19 protein-coding genes are annotated in these 16965 nt (G+C 72.0%); 14 read left to right on the top strand and 5 right to left on the bottom strand.

The annotated features are described in order from the left end of the window. Window positions 1-17 precede the first annotated feature (17 nt). The 3 genes from ABD346_RS34880 to ABD346_RS34890 form a co-directional block, all read right to left on the bottom strand. Window positions 18-797, bottom strand: coding sequence for an LON peptidase substrate-binding domain-containing protein (locus tag ABD346_RS34880; RefSeq protein ID WP_344380330.1), 780 nt, complete (start codon window positions 795-797; stop codon window positions 18-20). A gap of 5 nt (window positions 798-802) precedes the next feature. Continuing rightward, window positions 803-1840 (bottom strand): hypothetical protein, encoded by a 1038-nt coding sequence (locus ABD346_RS34885; protein ID WP_344380331.1) that lies wholly within the window; start codon window positions 1838-1840, stop codon window positions 803-805. 200 nt (window positions 1841-2040) lie between these two features. Continuing rightward, window positions 2041-3645 (bottom strand): oxidoreductase, encoded by a 1605-nt coding sequence (locus ABD346_RS34890; RefSeq protein WP_344380332.1) that lies wholly within the window; start codon window positions 3643-3645, stop codon window positions 2041-2043. Window positions 3646-3780: 135 nt separating this feature from the next. On the opposite strand from ABD346_RS34890, the gene hisD reads away from it, so the two are divergent. The 10 genes from hisD (at window position 3781) to ABD346_RS34940 (ending at window position 11771) form a co-directional block, all read left to right on the top strand. Beyond that, window positions 3781-5112, top strand: coding sequence for a histidinol dehydrogenase (gene hisD, locus ABD346_RS34895; RefSeq protein ID WP_344380333.1), 1332 nt, complete (start codon window positions 3781-3783; stop codon window positions 5110-5112). Continuing rightward, on the top strand, window positions 5109-6221 hold the full coding sequence (locus ABD346_RS34900) for a histidinol-phosphate transaminase (RefSeq protein WP_381229554.1): 1113 nt from the start codon (window positions 5109-5111) through the stop codon (window positions 6219-6221). Before hisD ends, ABD346_RS34900 begins: the two co-directional genes overlap by 4 nt. Further along, window positions 6218-6811, top strand: a complete 594-nt coding sequence (gene hisB, locus ABD346_RS34905) for an imidazoleglycerol-phosphate dehydratase HisB (protein ID WP_114035753.1) — start codon at window positions 6218-6220, stop codon at window positions 6809-6811. Before ABD346_RS34900 ends, hisB begins: the two co-directional genes overlap by 4 nt. 2 nt (window positions 6812-6813) lie before the next feature. Then, the gene (locus ABD346_RS34910; protein WP_189961136.1) at window positions 6814-6978 is read left to right on the top strand and encodes a hypothetical protein; all 165 of its coding nucleotides are present in this window, start codon (window positions 6814-6816) and stop codon (window positions 6976-6978) included. Next, complete coding sequence (hisH, locus tag ABD346_RS34915) at window positions 6975-7619, top strand: imidazole glycerol phosphate synthase subunit HisH (RefSeq protein ID WP_344380335.1); 645 nt, start codon at window positions 6975-6977, stop codon at window positions 7617-7619. Before ABD346_RS34910 ends, hisH begins: the two co-directional genes overlap by 4 nt. Beyond that, entirely contained in the window at window positions 7619-8347 is a 729-nt protein-coding gene (gene priA / locus ABD346_RS34920; protein ID WP_344380336.1) for a bifunctional 1-(5-phosphoribosyl)-5-((5-phosphoribosylamino)methylideneamino)imidazole-4-carboxamide isomerase/phosphoribosylanthranilate isomerase PriA, read from the top strand. Before hisH ends, priA begins: the two co-directional genes overlap by 1 nt. Beyond that, window positions 8344-8745, top strand: a complete 402-nt coding sequence (locus tag ABD346_RS34925; protein WP_344380337.1) for a RidA family protein — start codon at window positions 8344-8346, stop codon at window positions 8743-8745. The genes priA and ABD346_RS34925 overlap by 4 nt, the downstream gene beginning before the upstream one ends. Next, window positions 8742-9497 carry an imidazole glycerol phosphate synthase subunit HisF gene (gene hisF / locus ABD346_RS34930; protein WP_344380338.1) on the top strand — a complete coding sequence of 252 codons (756 nt, stop codon included), beginning with the start codon at window positions 8742-8744 and terminating at the stop codon, window positions 9495-9497. The genes ABD346_RS34925 and hisF overlap by 4 nt, the downstream gene beginning before the upstream one ends. A gap of 382 nt (window positions 9498-9879) precedes the next feature. Beyond that, window positions 9880-10467, top strand: coding sequence for an ArsR/SmtB family transcription factor (locus ABD346_RS34935; RefSeq protein WP_344380339.1), 588 nt, complete (start codon window positions 9880-9882; stop codon window positions 10465-10467). A gap of 29 nt (window positions 10468-10496) precedes the next feature. Beyond that, window positions 10497-11771: an MFS transporter gene (locus ABD346_RS34940; RefSeq protein WP_344380340.1), complete on the top strand. Its 1275-nt coding sequence runs from the start codon at window positions 10497-10499 to the stop codon at window positions 11769-11771. Here ABD346_RS34940 and ABD346_RS34945 read toward each other — a convergent pair. Continuing rightward, on the bottom strand, window positions 11768-12400 hold the full coding sequence (locus ABD346_RS34945) for a TIGR03085 family metal-binding protein (RefSeq protein WP_344380341.1): 633 nt from the start codon (window positions 12398-12400) through the stop codon (window positions 11768-11770). The two genes, ABD346_RS34940 and ABD346_RS34945, sit on opposite strands and share 4 nt — an antisense overlap. Window positions 12401-12483: 83 nt before the next feature. Between ABD346_RS34945 and hisI the strand changes: the two genes are divergently transcribed. Both hisI and ABD346_RS34955 read left to right on the top strand, forming a co-directional pair. Further along, the gene (hisI, locus tag ABD346_RS34950) at window positions 12484-12834 is read left to right on the top strand and encodes a phosphoribosyl-AMP cyclohydrolase (protein WP_189961144.1); all 351 of its coding nucleotides are present in this window, start codon (window positions 12484-12486) and stop codon (window positions 12832-12834) included. Between the two features lie 2 nt (window positions 12835-12836). Next, window positions 12837-14321 (top strand): anthranilate synthase component I, encoded by a 1485-nt coding sequence (locus tag ABD346_RS34955; RefSeq protein WP_344380342.1) that lies wholly within the window; start codon window positions 12837-12839, stop codon window positions 14319-14321. Here the strand turns inward: ABD346_RS34955 and ABD346_RS34960 are convergent. Continuing rightward, complete coding sequence (locus tag ABD346_RS34960) at window positions 14311-15540, bottom strand: S53 family peptidase (protein WP_381229566.1); 1230 nt, start codon at window positions 15538-15540, stop codon at window positions 14311-14313. The genes ABD346_RS34955 and ABD346_RS34960 overlap by 11 nt on opposite strands. Before the next feature lie 307 nt (window positions 15541-15847). Here ABD346_RS34960 and ABD346_RS34965 point away from each other — a divergent pair, with 307 nt between their 5' ends. Next, the gene (locus ABD346_RS34965) at window positions 15848-16504 is read left to right on the top strand and encodes a TIGR02234 family membrane protein (protein WP_344380343.1); all 657 of its coding nucleotides are present in this window, start codon (window positions 15848-15850) and stop codon (window positions 16502-16504) included. 154 nt (window positions 16505-16658) lie between these two features. Beyond that, the gene (locus tag ABD346_RS34970) at window positions 16659-16928 is read left to right on the top strand and encodes an HGxxPAAW family protein (protein ID WP_344380344.1); all 270 of its coding nucleotides are present in this window, start codon (window positions 16659-16661) and stop codon (window positions 16926-16928) included. Window positions 16929-16965 lie beyond the last annotated feature (37 nt).

Raw genomic sequence — 16965 nt, forward strand, 5'->3', positions numbered from 1 at the left:
CTCGGCTCTCCCGTAGGTCAGTTGGGGCTGGTCGGGGCGCGCGTCAGGTCCACCGCGGGGAGCGAGGGCAGGTGGCGGATGACCGCGGTCTCCGCGCGCAGGAGCTGGAGCTCCTCGCGCAGCCGGGTCGCCGTGTCGGGCGCCTGGAGCAGGCGCTGCTTGGCCGGGACGTCCAGGACCGCGGCCGCGGCGACCAGATAGGACACCACCGAGGGCTCGTCGGGCAGGTCCGCGGTGCCGGCCAGGGAGCGCTCCCTGGCCCCCGCGAGCCGCTTCTGGTACGAGCGGAACGCGCGCAGGACGCCCTCGGCGAGCGCGCCCGCCTCCTCGCCCGGCTCCTCCGGGATCTCCTCGTACTCGGCCGTCAGATACGGCCCGCTCGCGTCCACCGACAGGATGCGGATCCGGGTGGTGCCCGTGGCGAGCACCTCGAAGCTGCCGTCCGGGCGCTCCCGGATGGTGGCCGCGTCCGCGACGCAGCCGACCCGGTGGAAGGCCTGGATCGGGTCGGACCCGAAGCCGGCCGCCGGGCCCTTCTCGGGCTGCGTGGTCTGGTCGGGCAGCCCGGGGGCGGTCGGCGCGACCTCCCGGCCGTCGCGGATCGCCACGACGGCGAAGCGGCGTGGCTCGTCGCCGGCCTCGTCGCCGGATCCGGAGGGGCCCGAGGCGTCGGTGCCGGTCTTCAGCAGATCGCGCATCATGGCGCGATAACGCTCCTCGAAGATGTTCAGCGGCAGGACGAGCCCGGGGAACAGAACCGAGTTGAGCGGGAAGAGCGGAAGGCGTGCGGTGGTCACAACGCTCAAGCGTAATGGCCGTCGGACTGGGCTCGTCCGGGCTTCTGGCGGTCCCGTCCCCACGGCATGCCCGCGGCGACCTCGGTTCGTACGAACTCGCGCAGTTCCAGGAACTGCCCCAGCGGGTCGGCGGCGAGATGCAGCCACGGGAAGGACGTGGCATACGGCCCGATACGCCGGAATTCCTCCAGCGTCTCCGGCCAGCGTCTGCGCACGACCAGCACATAGGCGAGCAGGTTGCGGACCTCGGCCGGCCACGGGTCGCCCGGCTCGTAAGCGGCGGACAGCTCGATGCCGAGGTCGGCCGCCGCGTCGATCCGCTCGTACGGGATGGCCCGCCCCGCGCCGCCCACCAGGTAGGCGAAGGCCGCGCGGGCCGGGAGCGCGCGGATCAGGGAGCCGGGCAGCGAGTCCTCGGCGGCCCGCTCGGCGAAGTCGAAGCACTCGCGGTGCGAGCCGTACCACTGGGCCGAGAGGTACTGGAGCGCCGCCACATGACAGCCGTAGTGGTGCGAGGAACGGCGTATGGCCTCGCCCCACAGTTCCTCGAAATCGGTGTGTGGCGCATGCGTGCCGCGGGCGTGGTCGAGCGCGATCCGCCAGGGCACCGGGTCGGACGGGTCGCCGTCGGCCGCCGAGTGGATCAGCGGCGCGACCTCGCGCAGCCGCTCGGCCCGGGCCGGCGAGCCCCAGGCCTGGACGATCGCGAGCTCCGCCTTGACGAGTAGCGCGTCCGGGTCGCGGGGCGCGTCCGCCAGCCAGTTGGCGAGCCAGTCCGGTCTGCTGACCGCGAAGGCCGCGAGCCGGACCGTGTAGCGGTCGCGGTTCTCCCACTCGGCCAGCTCGCGGGTGGTGGCGAGGAGTTTCGCCGCCGCCTCGTACTCGCCGAGCGCGGCCGAGACCAGCGCGGGGGCGAGCCGGGCGTCCGGGGCATCGAGCAGCACTTCCGGGCCATCGGGCATACCCGTGGCGAGAAGCGGCGTATGCCTGGCCCGCCGTGCGGTGCGGATCAGCGCGGATACGAAAGTCATGGTGCGGACCATTGAAATCCGCAGGTGGGGGCGGCGCCAGGGGGGCCACTGTGAAGCTTCTGTATCGGTGGTGAGGGTTGTACGGCACGGGGTCAAGGCCCGGCAAATTCGGTCGCCCGAGGCTCGCGGGGAGGGCGTGAAGACCTCGCGCGGAGCCCGCGAAAACCCTGCGGACCGCGTCCGGGAAACTCCGGTTCGCCCCGCCCGGGAAGTCACCCCCTGCGCAGCAGCCGGGAGGCGCCCGCCGCCACCGTCGTCGCCAGGATCCAGCCCAGCATGATCAGCAGGGCGGCTCCCCACTGCCAGGTGCCGGTGAGCTTCCAGTAGCCGTCCTGGCCCAGGTTGACCACCGGGATGAGGAGGTCGAGCGCGAAGAGCGCCGCGTTCCACTGGGGGTGCTCGTCGGCCTTGATCGGCCGGGGGTCGTAGTGCGAGAAGGCGAGGGTGCCGGCCGCCCACAGGACGGCCATCCACAGCGCGGCCCGGCCCGGCCGGTAGCCGTAGGCCACCGTCAGGTCCTGGAGCACGCCCCACGCCTTCGCGGCCAGCGGGAGCGTCTCGCGGCGCCTGCGCTGCTTGGCGAGCAGCACCTCGCGGGCGTCCGCGTCCTCGCCGCTGGCGCGCAGCACGGCCGCGAGCCGCTCGTACGGTTCGGGCGCGTACTCGGGGGTCGCGGCCGTCACCCAGTCCAGGCGCTCGGCCAGCGTGAACGTGCCGATCGGGATGAGGTTCTCGTAGGCGAAGCCGTTCATCGTCAGGTGGCCGGGCCCTGGCCAGCTGTCCGCCATGTCGACCAGGTTGCCGACCCGGGCCCCGGAGAGCACCACCTTGCCGCGCTCGGGGCGCTGCCCGGTGAAGCGCAGCTCCGGCGTCTGGATGCGGCGCAGCGACAGCTCCTGGGCGTCGGTCATCACGACCCGGGACTGCGCGAGGTCCACCGCGTCCCCGAACCGCCCGTCGTCCAGGCGCAGCCCGCCCCGGCATTCGAACGGCTGGATCAGGGTGCCCCGCACGGGCGTGTTGGTGTAGTTCGTCCCGTACGGCGGAGTGGTGCCCACCTGGTTGCCGCTCGGGTAGACGGCCGCCGAGGTCAGATACAGGGTGCGCTCGACGATCAGCTGCGGGGCATTCAGGGCCCGCTGGCCGTCCGGGTTGATCAGCCTGCTGCCGCGCAGGCTCAGCGTCACACCGACCTTCGCGGCGCGCAGGCTCAGCTCCCCGTACGACTCGATCAGATCGGCCTGGAGGTCCTGGGCGACCGAGAGCCCGTCGGCCGCGATCGAGCGGCCGTTGCGGTCGCTGTGCACCACGGCCTGGCTGATCAGGAGGTCGGTGCCGATGTGCGCGTCGGTCAGCCGGATGCCGCCCGCGACCCGGCAGCGCGGCAGATGGAGATCGCCCTGGGTGGTGAGCCGGGCCGCCTCGATCCGCGGAATCGAGCAGCGCACCATGCGTACGGTCGTGAAATGCGCCTCGGGGAGCAGGAGTTCGTACTCGAACCGGCAGTTGTTCAGCTCGACGTACGGGGTGATCGTGCCGCCCGACAGGTTGAGCGTGCCGGTGATCTGCACCCCGTTCAGCTTCAGCGCCGCGACCCGCCCGGGCAGCGCGGGCGGACCGCTGAGCAGGAGCAGCGCCACCACCCGGGCCCGCACGCTGCGCTCGGGCCCCCAGGGGCGCACCGCGAACGGATCGTCGCGTACCGGATTGCGGGTGCGCAGATCGTAGGTACTGCCGTTGCGGAAGGCCTGCCACATGCCGAGCTCCGCCGGGCTGAGCCAGTCCGGAGCCTCACCAAGATCGGGCGCCTCGGTCAATGCCGTCCCCCTCGCCGTCCACCCTGACAGGAGGAACGCTAGTGGCCACGGGTGACAGCGGGTGACCTCCGTGGTGCGTATCAGCCACTGATACGGGCGTCCAGTGCTCCGGGGCCGTCTGAGAGAATTGGATACGTGATCTCCCGAATCGATCTGCGCGGCAACACCCTCCCCGAGGGTGGCGCCCTGCGCGACCTGCTGCCCCGTGCCGAGTTCGACGTGGAAGCCGCCCTGGAGAAGGTGCGGCCCATCTGCGAGGACGTGCATCATCGCGGCACGGCGGCGCTGATCGAGTACGCGGAGAAATTCGACGGTGTGAAGCTGGACCGGGTGCGGGTGCCCGCCGAGGCGCTCAAGGAAGCCCTTGCCGAGCTCGACCCGCAGGTCAGGGCCGCTCTGGAGGAGTCCATCCGGCGCGCCCGGATCGTCCACCGCGAGCAGCGCCGCGCCGCGCACACCACCCAAGTCGTGCCCGGCGGCACCGTCACCGAGAAGTGGGTGCCGGTCGAGCGCGTCGGTCTGTACGCGCCCGGCGGCCGCTCGGTCTACCCGTCCTCCGTGATCATGAATGCCGTCCCCGCGCAGGAGGCGGGCGTCACCTCCATCGCGCTCGCGTCCCCGCCGCAGGCGGACTTCGGCGGTCTGCCGCACCCGACGATCCTGGCGGCGTGCGCGCTGCTCGGCGTCGACGAGGTGTACGCGGTCGGCGGAGCCCAGGCCGTCGCGATGTTCGCGTACGGGACCTCGGGTGCCGACGGATGTGCGCCCGCGAACATGGTGACCGGCCCCGGCAACATCTGGGTCGCCGCCGCCAAGCGCTACTTCACGGGCCGCATCGGCATCGACACCGAGGCCGGCCCGACCGAGATCGCCGTCCTCGCCGACGACACCGCCGACCCGGTGCACGTCGCCGCCGACCTGATCAGCCAGGCCGAGCACGACCCGCTCGCGGCCGCGGTGCTGGTCACCGACTCCCTCGCGCTCGCCGAAGCGGTGGAGAAGGAGCTGGAGCCGCAGGTCGCGGCCACCAAGCACATCGAGGACCGGATCAAGCCGGCGCTCGCCGGGCGCCAGTCCGCGATCGTCCTGGTCGACTCGCTCGAAGACGGCCTCAAGGTCGTCGACGCGTACGGCGCCGAGCACCTGGAGATCCAGACCGCCGACGCCGCGGCCGTCGCCGACCGGGTCCGCAACGCGGGCGCGATCTTCGTCGGCCCCTGGGCCCCGGTCTCCCTGGGCGACTACTGCGCCGGCTCCAACCACGTGCTGCCCACCGGCGGCTGTGCCTGCCACTCCTCGGGCCTGTCCGTCCAGTCCTTCCTGCGCGGCATCCACATCGTCGACTACACGCGCGACGCGCTCGCCGAGGTCACCCACCACGTGGTGACGCTGGCCGAGGCCGAGGACCTGCCCGCGCACGGGGCGGCGCTCAAGGCCCGCTTCGGATGGAAGGTGCCGCAGCAGTGACGAACATCGGAATCGACGATCTTCCCGTACGGGACGAACTGCGCGGCAAGTCCCCTTACGGCGCGCCCCAGTTGGACACCCCCGTCCAGCTGAACACCAACGAGAACCCGTACCCGCTGCCCGAGCCGCTCGTCGAGCGGATCGCCGAGCGGGTCGCCGAGGCGGCCCGGGGCCTCAACCGCTACCCCGACCGCGACGCGGTCGAGCTGCGCACCGAGCTCGCCAAGTACCTCACCCGGTCCGGCAAGCACCCGGTCGCGGTCGAGAACGTGTGGGCGGCCAACGGATCCAACGAGGTCATCCAGCAGCTGCTCCAGACCTTCGGCGGCCCCGGCCGCACCGCGATCGGCTTCGAGCCCTCGTACTCGATGCACGCCCTGATCGCCCGCGGCACCGGCACCGGCTGGATCTCGGGGCCGCGCAACGAGGACTTCACCATCGACCTCGCCGCCGCCGAGCAGGCCATTGCCGAGCACGCGCCGGACGTCGTCTTCATCACCTCGCCCAACAACCCCACGGGCACCGCGGTCGCCGCCGAGACGGTCCTCGCGCTGTACGAGGCGGCCCAGGCCGCCAAGCCGTCGATCGTGATCGTGGACGAGGCGTACGTCGAGTTCAGCCACCGCGACTCGCTGCTGCCGCTCATCGAGGGCCGCCCGAACCTGGTGGTCTCGCGGACCATGTCGAAGGCCTTCGGCGCGGCCGGGCTGCGCCTTGGCTACCTCGCCGCGCACCCCGCGGTGGTCGACGCCGTCCAGCTCGTCCGCCTGCCCTACCACCTGTCCGCCGTCACCCAGGCGACCGCGCTCGCGGCCCTGGAGCACACGGACACGCTGCTCGGCTATGTCGAGCAGCTCAAGCAGGAGCGGGACCGGCTGGTCACCGAGCTGCGCGCGATCGGCTACGAAGTGACCGAATCGGACGCCAACTTCGTCCAGTTCGGCCGCTTCGAGGACAGTCACACCGTCTGGCAGCAGATCCTCGACCGGGGCGTCCTGGTCCGGGACAACGGGGTTCCGGGATGGCTGCGGGTCACCGCGGGCACCCCGGCCGAGAACGACGCGTTCCTCGACGCGGTCCGTCAACTCAAGAAGGAGCAGAGCGCATGAGCCGCGTCGGCAGAGTGGAACGCACCACCAAGGAGACGTCCGTCCTCGTCGAGATCGACCTCGACGGCAGCGGAAAGGTCGATGTGTCGACAGGCGTCGGCTTCTACGACCACATGCTCGACCAGCTCGGCCGGCACGGCCTGTTCGACCTCACCGTCAAGACCGACGGCGACCTGCACATCGACAGCCACCACACCATCGAGGACACCGCGCTCGCGCTCGGCGCCGCGTTCAAGCAGGCGCTCGGCGACAAGGTCGGCATCTACCGCTTCGGCAACTGCACCGTCCCGCTCGACGAGTCGCTGGCCCAGGTGACCGTCGACCTGTCGGGCCGCCCCTACCTCGTGCACACCGAGCCCGAGAACATGGCGCCGATGATCGGCGAGTACGACACGACGATGACCCGGCACATCTTCGAGTCCTTCGTCGCCCAGGCCCAGGTCGCGCTGCACATCCACGTACCGTACGGGCGCAACGCCCACCACATCGTGGAGTGCCAGTTCAAGGCGCTCGCCCGGGCGCTGCGCTACGCCTCGGAGCGTGACCCGCGCGCTGCCGGAATTCTTCCTTCCACCAAGGGTGCCCTGTAAGCATGAACGGTCTCAACACCATCCTGATCGTGGTCGGCCTCTTCCTGATCGGCGGAATCATCTCCTTCGTCAAGCAGGGGATGCCGAAGAGCCTGATCGTGCTCCTGTCCATCGGCGCCGCGATGTGCCTGGCCGCCGGCATCCTGCGACTGGACGTCTGGTCATGAGCGCAACCACCAAGAAGATCGTCGTCTTCGACTACGGCTTCGGCAACGTACGGTCCGCCGAGCGCGCCCTCGCCCACGTCGGCGCCGACGTCGAGATCACCCGGGACTACGACAGGGCCATGAACGCCGACGGGCTGCTCGTGCCCGGCGTGGGAGCCTTCTCCGCCTGCATGAAGGGCCTGCGCGAGGCCCGCGGCGACTGGATCGTCGGGCGCCGGCTCTCCGGCGGCCGCCCGGTCATGGGCATCTGCGTCGGCATGCAGATCCTCTTCGAGCGGGGCATCGAGCACGGCGTCGAGACGGAGGGCCTGGACGAGTGGCCCGGCGTCGTCGAGCCGCTGAATGCCCCGGTCGTGCCGCACATGGGCTGGAACACGGTGAAGGCTCCCGAGGACAGCGAGCTGTTCGCGGGCCTGGACGCCGAGGCCCGCTTCTACTTCGTGCACTCCTACGCCGTACGCGACTGGAGCCTCGAAGTCACCAACCCCAAGATCCGTGCCCCCAGGGTCACCTGGGCCACCCACGGCGAGCCGTTCGTCGCCGCGGTGGAGAACGGTGCGCTGTGGGCCACCCAGTTCCACCCCGAGAAGTCCGGCGACGCCGGAGCCCAGCTGCTCACCAACTGGATCGGAACCCTGTGATGGCTGCCAAGCTCGAACTCCTTCCCGCCGTCGACGTCCGCGACGGCCAGGCCGTACGCCTCGTCCACGGCGAGTCCGGCTCCGAGACCTCCTACGGCTCGCCCCTGGAGGCGGCCCTCGCCTGGCAGCGCTCCGGCGCCGAGTGGCTGCACCTGGTCGACCTGGACGCCGCGTTCGGCACCGGCGACAACCGCGCGCTGATCGCCGAGGTCGCGGGCGCCATGGACATCAAGGTCGAGCTCTCCGGCGGCATCCGCGACGACGCCTCGCTCGCCGCGGCCCTCGCCACCGGCTGCACCCGCGTCAACCTCGGCACGGCGGCCCTGGAGACCCCGGAGTGGGTCGCCAAGGTCATCGCCGAGTTCGGCGACAAGATCGCGGTCGGCCTGGACGTGCGCGGCACCACGCTGCGCGGCCGCGGCTGGACCCGCGACGGCGGCGACCTGTACGAGACCCTGGCCCGCCTGGACTCCGAGGGCTGCGCGCGCTACGTCGTCACCGACATCGCCAAGGACGGCACGCTGACGGGCCCGAACCTGGAGCTGCTGCGCAACGTCTGCGCGGCCACGGACAAGCCGGTGGTGGCGTCCGGCGGGGTGTCCTCCCTGGACGACCTGCGGGCCATCTCCGAACTGGTCCCGCTGGGAGTCGAGGGCGCGATCGTCGGCAAGGCCCTGTACGCGAAGGCCTTCACGCTGGAAGAGGCGCTGAAGGCGGTCTCCGCATGAGCGACGAGGTCCGCAAGATCTCCTCCGGCGCCCCCTGGGAGGAGCGCTTCGGCTACTCCCGCGCCGTGGAACTGCCGGGCGGCCTTGTCCTGGTTGCCGGTTGTACGTCGGTGACCAACGGCCGCATCGACGAGGGCGGCCCGTACCAGCAGACGGTGAACGCGTTCGGCGTCGCCATCAAGGCGCTGGAGACCCTGGGCCTCGGCCGCACCGATGTGGTCCGCACCCGTATGTACATCACCCATGCCCGGGACGTGGACGATGTGGGCCGAGCCCACAAGGAACTCTTCGACGACGTGCGCCCGGCGGCCTCGATGCTGATCGTGTCGGGCTTCGTGGACCCGAGCCTGGTGGTAGAGGTCGAGGTAGAGGCGTACCGGGGAGGTTCTGGATCATGACTCTGGCCGTACGAGTAATCCCCTGCCTGGACGTGGACAACGGCCGGGTGGTCAAGGGCGTCAACTTCCAGAACCTGCGCGACGCCGGCGACCCGGTCGAGATGGCCAAGCTGTACGACGCCGAGGGCGCGGACGAGCTGACGTTCCTGGACATCACGGCGTCCTCCGGCAACCGCGAGACCACGTACGACGTGGTGCGGCGCACGGCGGAGCAGGTCTTCATCCCGCTGACGGTGGGCGGCGGCGTCCGCAGCGCGGACGACGTCGACAAGCTGCTCCGGGCGGGCGCGGACAAGGTGGGCGTGAACACGGCCGCCATCGGCCGCCCCGACCTGATCCGCGAAATCGCGGAGCGCTTCGGCCGCCAGGTCCTGGTCCTCTCGGTGGATGCCAGGCGCACCGAATCGGGCACCTTCGAGGTGACCACCCACGGCGGCCGCAAGGGCACGGGCATCGACGCGGTCGAATGGGCGCACCGGGCGGCCGAGTTGGGGGCGGGGGAGATCCTGCTCAACTCGATGGACGCGGACGGTACGAAGGACGGCTACGACACGGAGATGATCGCGGCGGTCCGCCGCCATGTGACCGTCCCGGTCATCGCCTCGGGCGGCGCGGGCACCCTGGCCCACTTCCCGCCGGCGATCGAGGCGGGTGCGGACGCGGTTCTGGCCGCGTCGGTCTTCCACTTCGGCGATCTGCGCATCGCGGAGGTCAAGAACACGCTGAGGCTGGCGGGCCACCCGGTCCGCTGAGCCCTGTCCCCACCCCGCCCCTTTCCCGAAACCCGCCGGGGGTGATTCAGGTGCGGACCGTGCGTGGCTGGTCGCGCAGTTCCCCGCGCCCCCAGCAGCGCCGGGTACAGGCATCCCAGCCCGTCCTGGGGGTCCCCCCTGGCCCTTGAGGCCTTGGGGGAGTTTGAGGACGAGCGCGCTTGAGGCGCGAACGGGGTCTGGGCGGAGCCCCAGGAGTCCTTCAACCCCCGGCGGGTCTCGGGAAGGGGCGGGGTGGGGGCTCAACAGGGTCTGGGGCGGAGCCCCAGGGGTGCTGGGCCACCACGACACCCCCGCCAGATACGCAGTACTTCTTGCGCAACTTTTATTGCGCAACATTTCTTTCCTATCTACGCTCGATGCCATGGCACCCAAGGGCAACCGCAGAATCACCGACGTAGACACCCTCAAGGCCTTCGGCCACCCCCTTCGCATGAGGCTCTACCGCGCGCTCTACAACGCCCGCTCCGCCACCGCCTCCCAGCTCGCCGACCAGGTCGACGAGGCCGTCTCCCTCGTCAGCTACCACCTGCGCAAGCTCGCCGACCACGGCCTCGTCGAGGGGGCCGAGTCGCAGGGCAAGGACGGGCGGGAGCGCTGGTGGCAGCCCGCGTCGGACGGGATCAGCTACCGCCACGAGGACTTCAAGGACGCCCCTGAGAAGGTCGCCGCACACACCTCGGTGACCCGGCTCCTCCTGGAACAGCGGATCGAGCTCTACCGCGCCTTCCTCGACGCCATGTCCGCCTGGCGCGAGGAGTGGGTCACCGCCTCGTTCAGCAGCGAGTACATGGCCCACCTCACGCCGGCCGAACTCAAGGCGCTGGACGAGGAGTTGGACGCCGTGCTGGGCAAGTACAAGCAGCGTGGCGAGGCCGCCGTCGCCGCGGGCGACACCGAGGGGCGCGAAAAGGTCGCGGTCCATCTGTACGGCTTCCCGTTCCGTGTCTGACGAGGACTCCCGTGTCTGAGAGGACTTCCGTGTCCCAGAGCACCCCGGCCCTGCCGGAACCCGCCACCCTCGTACCGGCCGCCCCCGCCCGCCCCGCCCACCGGGACGGCAACGTGCTGCGGTGGCTCGCCGCGTACACCTCGTCCCTCGTCGGCGACAGCGTGTACTACATGGCGCTGGCCTGGGCCGCGGCCCGTTCCGGGAGCCCGGGGCAGGCCGGGCTCGTGCTCGCGGTGGGCGCCGTGCCCAGGGCGCTGCTCATGCTCGGCGGCGGCGTGGTCGCCGACCGGTTCGGGCCGCGCCGGGTCGTCATCGCCAGCGACGCCGCCCGCAGCCTGATCATCCTCGGCATGGCCGCGACCCTGCTGGTCACGGGCCCCGAGTTATGGCTCCTGATCGTGCTCGCGCTGGTCTTCGGGGCCGTCGACGCCGTGCTGCTGCCCGCGCTCGGCGCGCTGCCGCCCAGGCTCACCGGCCCCGGCGAACTCGCCCGGGTGCAAGGGCTCAAGGGGATCGGGGCGCGGGTCGCCAACATCGCCGGTGCCCCGCTCGGCGGGCTCGCCGTGGCGCTCGGCGGGACCGCGGCCACCTTCGCCGTGGCGGGCGTGCTGTTCGCCGTCTCGACCGCCCTGCTGGTGCGCGTACGCATCGCGCGGCTGCCCGGTGACGACGAGAAGGTCAAGGAGCCCCCGCTGCGGGAGCTCGCCGACGGGCTGCGCTACATCCGCCGCCACGCCCTGCTCGCCCCGCTGATGCTGGTCATAGCCGTCGGCGAGCTGGGCTTCGCCGCCCCGCTCAACATCGGGCTCACCCTGCTCGCGAAGGAGCGGGGCTGGGGCGCGGCCGGCATGGGCTGGATCGTCGCGGGGTTCGGGGCGGGCGCGGGGGCCGCCTCGCTGCTGCTCTCGGTACGCGGCCGGCTCCCCCGCGCCGGGCTCGTCCTGCCGGTGTCGCTGCTCGGCGGCGCGAGTGCGATCGGCGCCCTCGCGTACACCCCCTCGGCGACGCCGGCCGCCGTCGCCGGGGTCGTCGTCGGACTGCTCGCCGGGCTGAGCGGCGCCCTGTGCGGGGCGCTGGTGCAGACCGCGACGGAGCCCGGCTACCTCGGCCGGGTCTCCGCGGTGTCGTCCCTGTTCACGATGGGCATCGCGCCGCTCGGCTATCCGCTGGCGGGCGCGGCCATCGGCGCCTGGGGCACCACGCCGGTGTTCCTGGCCGGCGCGGCGGTGTGCGCGACGGGCGCGGTGATCGGACTCGCCTCGGGACACCTGCGCCACGCCGAGCTGCCCGGGACCGCGGCCTAGATCCCGAGCTTCGCCTCCAGCGCCCGCGTAGACGCCTCCTTGTCGCCCTCCAGCTCGACCTGTGCCGCCTCCTGGCGCCCGTGCGCGAACAGCGTCAGCTCGCCCGGCTCGCCGGTGACCGTGACCACCGGGGTGCCCTTGTGCGCCACCGCCGTCTGGCCGTCCGGGCGGCGCAGCACGATGCCCACCGGCGACTTGCGGCCCATCACCCGGGCCGCCCTCTCCAGGCGGGACCACAGCGCGTCCGAGAACACCGGGTCCAGCTCGCGGGGCGTCCAGTCCGGCTGCGCCCGGCGGACGTCCTCGGCGTGCACATAGAACTCCACCGCGTTGGCGCCCTCGTCGACCTGCTTGAGGTTGTACGGGGAGTACTTCGGCGGGCCGGTGCGGATGAGCTGGATCAGTTCCTCGTACGGCTTCGCGGCGAATTCCGCCTGGACCCGGTCGAGGCGGTTCTTCAGGGCCGGGATCACGATCCCGCCGGCCGCGTCGAGGCGCCGCTCGCGCACCACGACATGGGCCGCGAGTTCGCGGGCCGTCCAGCCCTCGCAGAGGGTCGGCGCCTCGGGGCCCGCCGCCTCCAACAGGTCGGCGAGCAGAAGCCGTTCACGCTTGGCATGGGTCGACATGTCCGCCAGCGTACGGCCGCGGCCGTCGTCCGGACAGTGGACGCACCGCCCGGGGGCCCCTCGGGCCACGGCAGAATGGGGTCATGACCAGCAATCTCGACCCCGCCATCGCCGCCCGCCTCAAGCGCAGCGCCGACGGTCTGGTCCCGGCCATCGCCCAGCAGTACGACACCGGCGAGGTGCTCATGCTCGGCTGGATGGACGACGAGGCCCTGCACCGCACCCTGACCACCGGCCGCTGCACGTACTGGTCGCGCAGCCGTCAGGAGTACTGGGTCAAGGGGGACACCTCCGGGCACGTCCAGCACGTGAAGTCGGTCGCCCTGGACTGCGACGCGGACACCGTCCTGGTCAAGGTCGACCAGGTGGGAGCGGCCTGCCACACCGGGGACCGCACCTGCTTCGACGCCGACGTGCTCGACCTGGGGAAGTAGTCATGGACCTCGACACCTTCCGCAAGCTCGCCGTCGACCGCCGCGTCATCCCCGTCCACCGCCGGCTGCTCGCCGACGGCGACACGCCCGTGGGCCTCTACCGCAAGCTCGCCGCCGAGCGCCCCGGCACCTTCCTGCTGGAATCCGCCGAGAACGGCCGCTCCTGGTCGCGGTACTCCTTCGTGGGCGTCCGCTCCGACGCGACCCTCACCGCCCGCGACGGCGAGGCCCACTGGATCGGCACGCCGCCGGTCGGCGTCCCCACTTCGGGTGATCCTCTGGCGGCCCTCAAGGCCACCGTCGAGGCCCTGCACACCCCGCGCGACCTGGTCGCCGGAATGCCGCCCTTCACCGGCGGCATGGTCGGCTACCTCGGCTACGACATCGTGCGCCGGCTCGAAAAGATCGCCGAGCACGGGGGCGACGACCTCCGGCTGCCCGAGCTGACCATGCTGCTCACCTCGGACCTCGCGGTGCTCGACCACTGGGACGGCTCGGTCCTCCTGATCGCGAACGCGATCAACCACAACGACCTCGACACGGGCGTCGACGAGGCGTACGAGCACGCCGTGGCCCGCCTCGACGCGATGGAGGCCGACCTCGCCAAGCCCGCCGCGTACGACCCGGTCGCGCTGCCCGCCTCCGAGCTGCCGGAGTACACCGCGCTGTGGGGCGGCAAGGCCTACCGGGACGCCGTCGACGACATCAAGGAGCGCATCCGGGCCGGCGAGGCCTTCCAGGTCGTGCCCTCGCAGCGCTTCGAAACCCCGTGCGCGGCAAGCGCGTTGGACGTCTACCGGGTGCTGCGCGCGACCAATCCGTCGCCGTACATGTACCTGTTCCGCTTCGACGGCTTCGACGTCGTCGGCTCCAGCCCCGAGGCGCTCGTCAAGGTCGAGGACGGCCGCGCGATGCTCCACCCGATCGCCGGGACCCGGCCGCGCGGCGCCACCCCGCAGCACGACCAGGCGCTCGCCGACGAGCTGCTCGCCGACCCCAAGGAGCGCGCCGAGCACCTCATGCTCGTCGACCTGGGCCGCAACGACCTGGGCCGGGTCTGCGAACCGGGCTCGGTGGAAGTCGTGGACTTCATGTCGATCGAGCGGTACTCCCATGTCATGCACATCGTGTCGACCGTGACCGGCCGGGTCGCCGAGGGACGCACCGCGTTCGACGTCCTGACGGCCTGCTTCCCGGCCGGCACGCTCTCCGGCGCCCCCAAGCCCCGCGCGATGCAGATCATCGAGGAGCTCGAACCCAGCCGCCGCGGGCTCTACGGCGGCTGTGTCGGCTACCTCGACTTCGCCGGGGACTCCGACACCGCGATCGCGATCCGCACCGCACTGCTGCGGGACGGCACCGCGTATGTGCAGGCCGGAGCCGGCGTGGTCGCCGACTCCGACCCGGTCGCGGAGGACGACGAGTGCCGCAACAAGGCGGCCGCCGTCCTGAGCGCGGTGAACACGGCCAATCTGCTCAGCCGGTGAACGCGGCGGTCCCGTTCGGGGTGCCGAGCCCCGTCGGGCCGTCGTAGCCGCTGCCGCCCGTGCACAGGTAGGCCGGCGAGCAGCTGCCGTTGGAGCCGCTCGTCACATCGTTGAGCGAACCGGTGTGGGCGTACGGGAACGAGGCAGGCGTGGAGCCCGAGGACGGGGTGCCCGCCAGCGCGTACACCGCGGCGATCAGCGGCGCGGAGGCGCTGGTGCCGCCGAACACCTCCCAGCCCGGGTCTCCGCCGTAGGTGTCGTACACCGCGACACCCGTGGCCGGGTCGGCGACCGCCGAGACGTCCGCGACGGTCCGCTTCGCGCAGCCGGTGTCCTTCTGCCAGCTCGGCTTCGCGTCGTAGGCGGAGCAGCCGGAACCGGCGTCGCTCCAGGCGCTCTCGGTCCAACCGCGGCTGTTGGACGAGGAGTTGAGCGAGGTGCCGCCGACCGCGGTGACATAGCGGGAGGCCGCCGGGTACTCGGTGCCGTAGCCCTCGTCACCGGAGCTCACCGTGATGGCGACGCCCGGGTGGTTGAAGTACTTGGTGTCGTACGAGGTGTCGGAGGAGGACTCGCCGCCGCCGTAGCTGTTGGAGACGTACTTCGCGCCGAGCGACACCGCAGTGTTGACGGCCGTGCCCAGGTTGGCCATCGACGACGACTTCGCCTCGACCAGCAGGATCTTGCAGTTGGGGCAGGCCGCGCTGACCATGTCGAGGTCGAGGGATATCTCCTCGGCCCAGCCGGCGTCGGCGCTGGGCAGGGTCGAGGTGCCGGTCTGGCCGACCTTCCGGAAGCAGCCGTTGGCGACCGTGCAGGCCGGAAGCCCGTACTGGGAGCGGTACTTGGCGAGGTCGGCGGCCGCGTTGGGGTCGTCGTACGCGTCGACGATCGCCACGGTCCTACCGGAGCCGGCCGTCGAGGACGGCAGCTTGTACGCGGACTGGATCGAGGCGGGGCCGTAGCCGGAGGGCGCGGCAGCGGCGGTCAGCGCGCGCTCGGCGTCGGCGGACTTCACCGTGCCGCCGGTCACCTTCAGCGCCTTGCAGGCCATGACGTCCTTGTGCGTCGGGGCCGCGCAGGAGCGGACGGTGGTGACGTGCGCCGCGGACGCCGCGGTGGAGGGGCTGGTGGCCGCCTGGGCGAGGGGAGTTGCCAGGGCGAGCGCTGCCGCGGCCAGGGTGGCGGCCAGGGCGGTGGGGGAGAGGGATCTGCGCAACTTACTTCCTCCGAGAGGTGGGTTGACCAGGAGACGTGCGGGTGCGCTGTGCGGGCCGTGCCGCGTGGTGCGCGACGCGGACCGGCGGTGAACGTAGGGGTGACCCGGTCATGCCAACAAGAAGGCGGCGGGAATCTCTATCTCCGCTTTGCCTTCGAGGCCCGTTCGGGGACAGATCCCGGGCGGTTCGGGGGCAGCCGATGGCCGATCGATGGCCGAGCGCTTGCCCGCCCTTGGTTCCCCGCGGGCCGCTCCGCGTGGGAGGACGCGGGCCCCGGGTGCGGCGCCGGGCCGCGCGCAGGCGATAGTGGAGTACGTGAGTGCCGCATCCGTACCCCAGCCCCGTGCCGAAGCAGCCGCGCCGTCCGCCCGCGGCGGCGGCCGCCGCAGCCTGGCCGCCGCACTGCTCGCCGGCGCCGTCGGCGCCGCCGTCGTCCTCATGGCCTCGGGCCAGACCTGGGCGCACGGCCAGGCCGCCGTCGGTGGTGGCGCGCTGCCGCTGAAGGCCTCCGGCGGCGACATCACCGGCGTGCCCTCCGCCCTCGCGATCGTCGGCCTCGCCGCCCTGGTGGCCGTCTTCGCGGTACGCGGCCCGGGGCGCGTCGTGGTCTCGGTGCTGCTCACCCTCAGTGGCGCCGGGGCCGCCGTGACCGCCTGGCTCGGCGTCGGCGACAGCGCCGCCCTGGACGAGAAGGCGGCCAAGGCCAGCGGAGACGCCGCCGCCACGGTCAACGCGCTCACCCACACCGGCTGGCCCTACGTCGCCGTCGCGGGCGGCGCCCTGCTGCTGCTCGCCGGACTGCTCGCGCTCCGCTTCGGTACGTCCTGGCCCGCGATGGGCGGCCGCTACGAGCGTGACGGCACCCCCCGCCCGCGCAAGGCGCGCACCGCGCCCGACCCGGAGCGGCCCGAGGAACTCTGGAAGGCACTGGACCGCGGCGAGGACCCGACGCGCGAGAGCTGACCCCCGCACTCGGGCATCCGTTCCGGTGCGGGACAATGGCGTGGAGCGTCGGGTTCGACGACAGCGGTGGCAGCGGAAAAGACGCCGGTAACAGCGCCGACAGCAGCGCCGACAACGACAAACAACACGGAAACACCTACGAGGAGCAACCCCCATGGCGAAGAGCGGCCACGGCCACACCCCGGCAGCCTGGACCGGTGTCATCATTGCCTTCATCGGATTCTGCGTGACCTGCGTCTTCATAGTGGCCGCCAACCCGGTGGGCTTCTGGGCCGGCATCGCACTCCTCGGCATCGCCGCCGTCGTCGGCGGCGTCATGAAGATGGCCGGCCTCGGCACCCCCAAGGACACGCCCGAGATCGCGCGCATGCGCGAGGACGCCGCCGCCAAGGTGCGCGCCCGCCTCGAGGCCCAGGCCGGCTGAACCCGCCCGCCATCCCGTCAGGCGCAGCCCCCGCGCG

The sequence above is a fragment of the Streptomyces mauvecolor genome, from assembly GCF_039532965.1.
Classification (GTDB): domain Bacteria; phylum Actinomycetota; class Actinomycetes; order Streptomycetales; family Streptomycetaceae; genus Streptomyces; species Streptomyces violascens.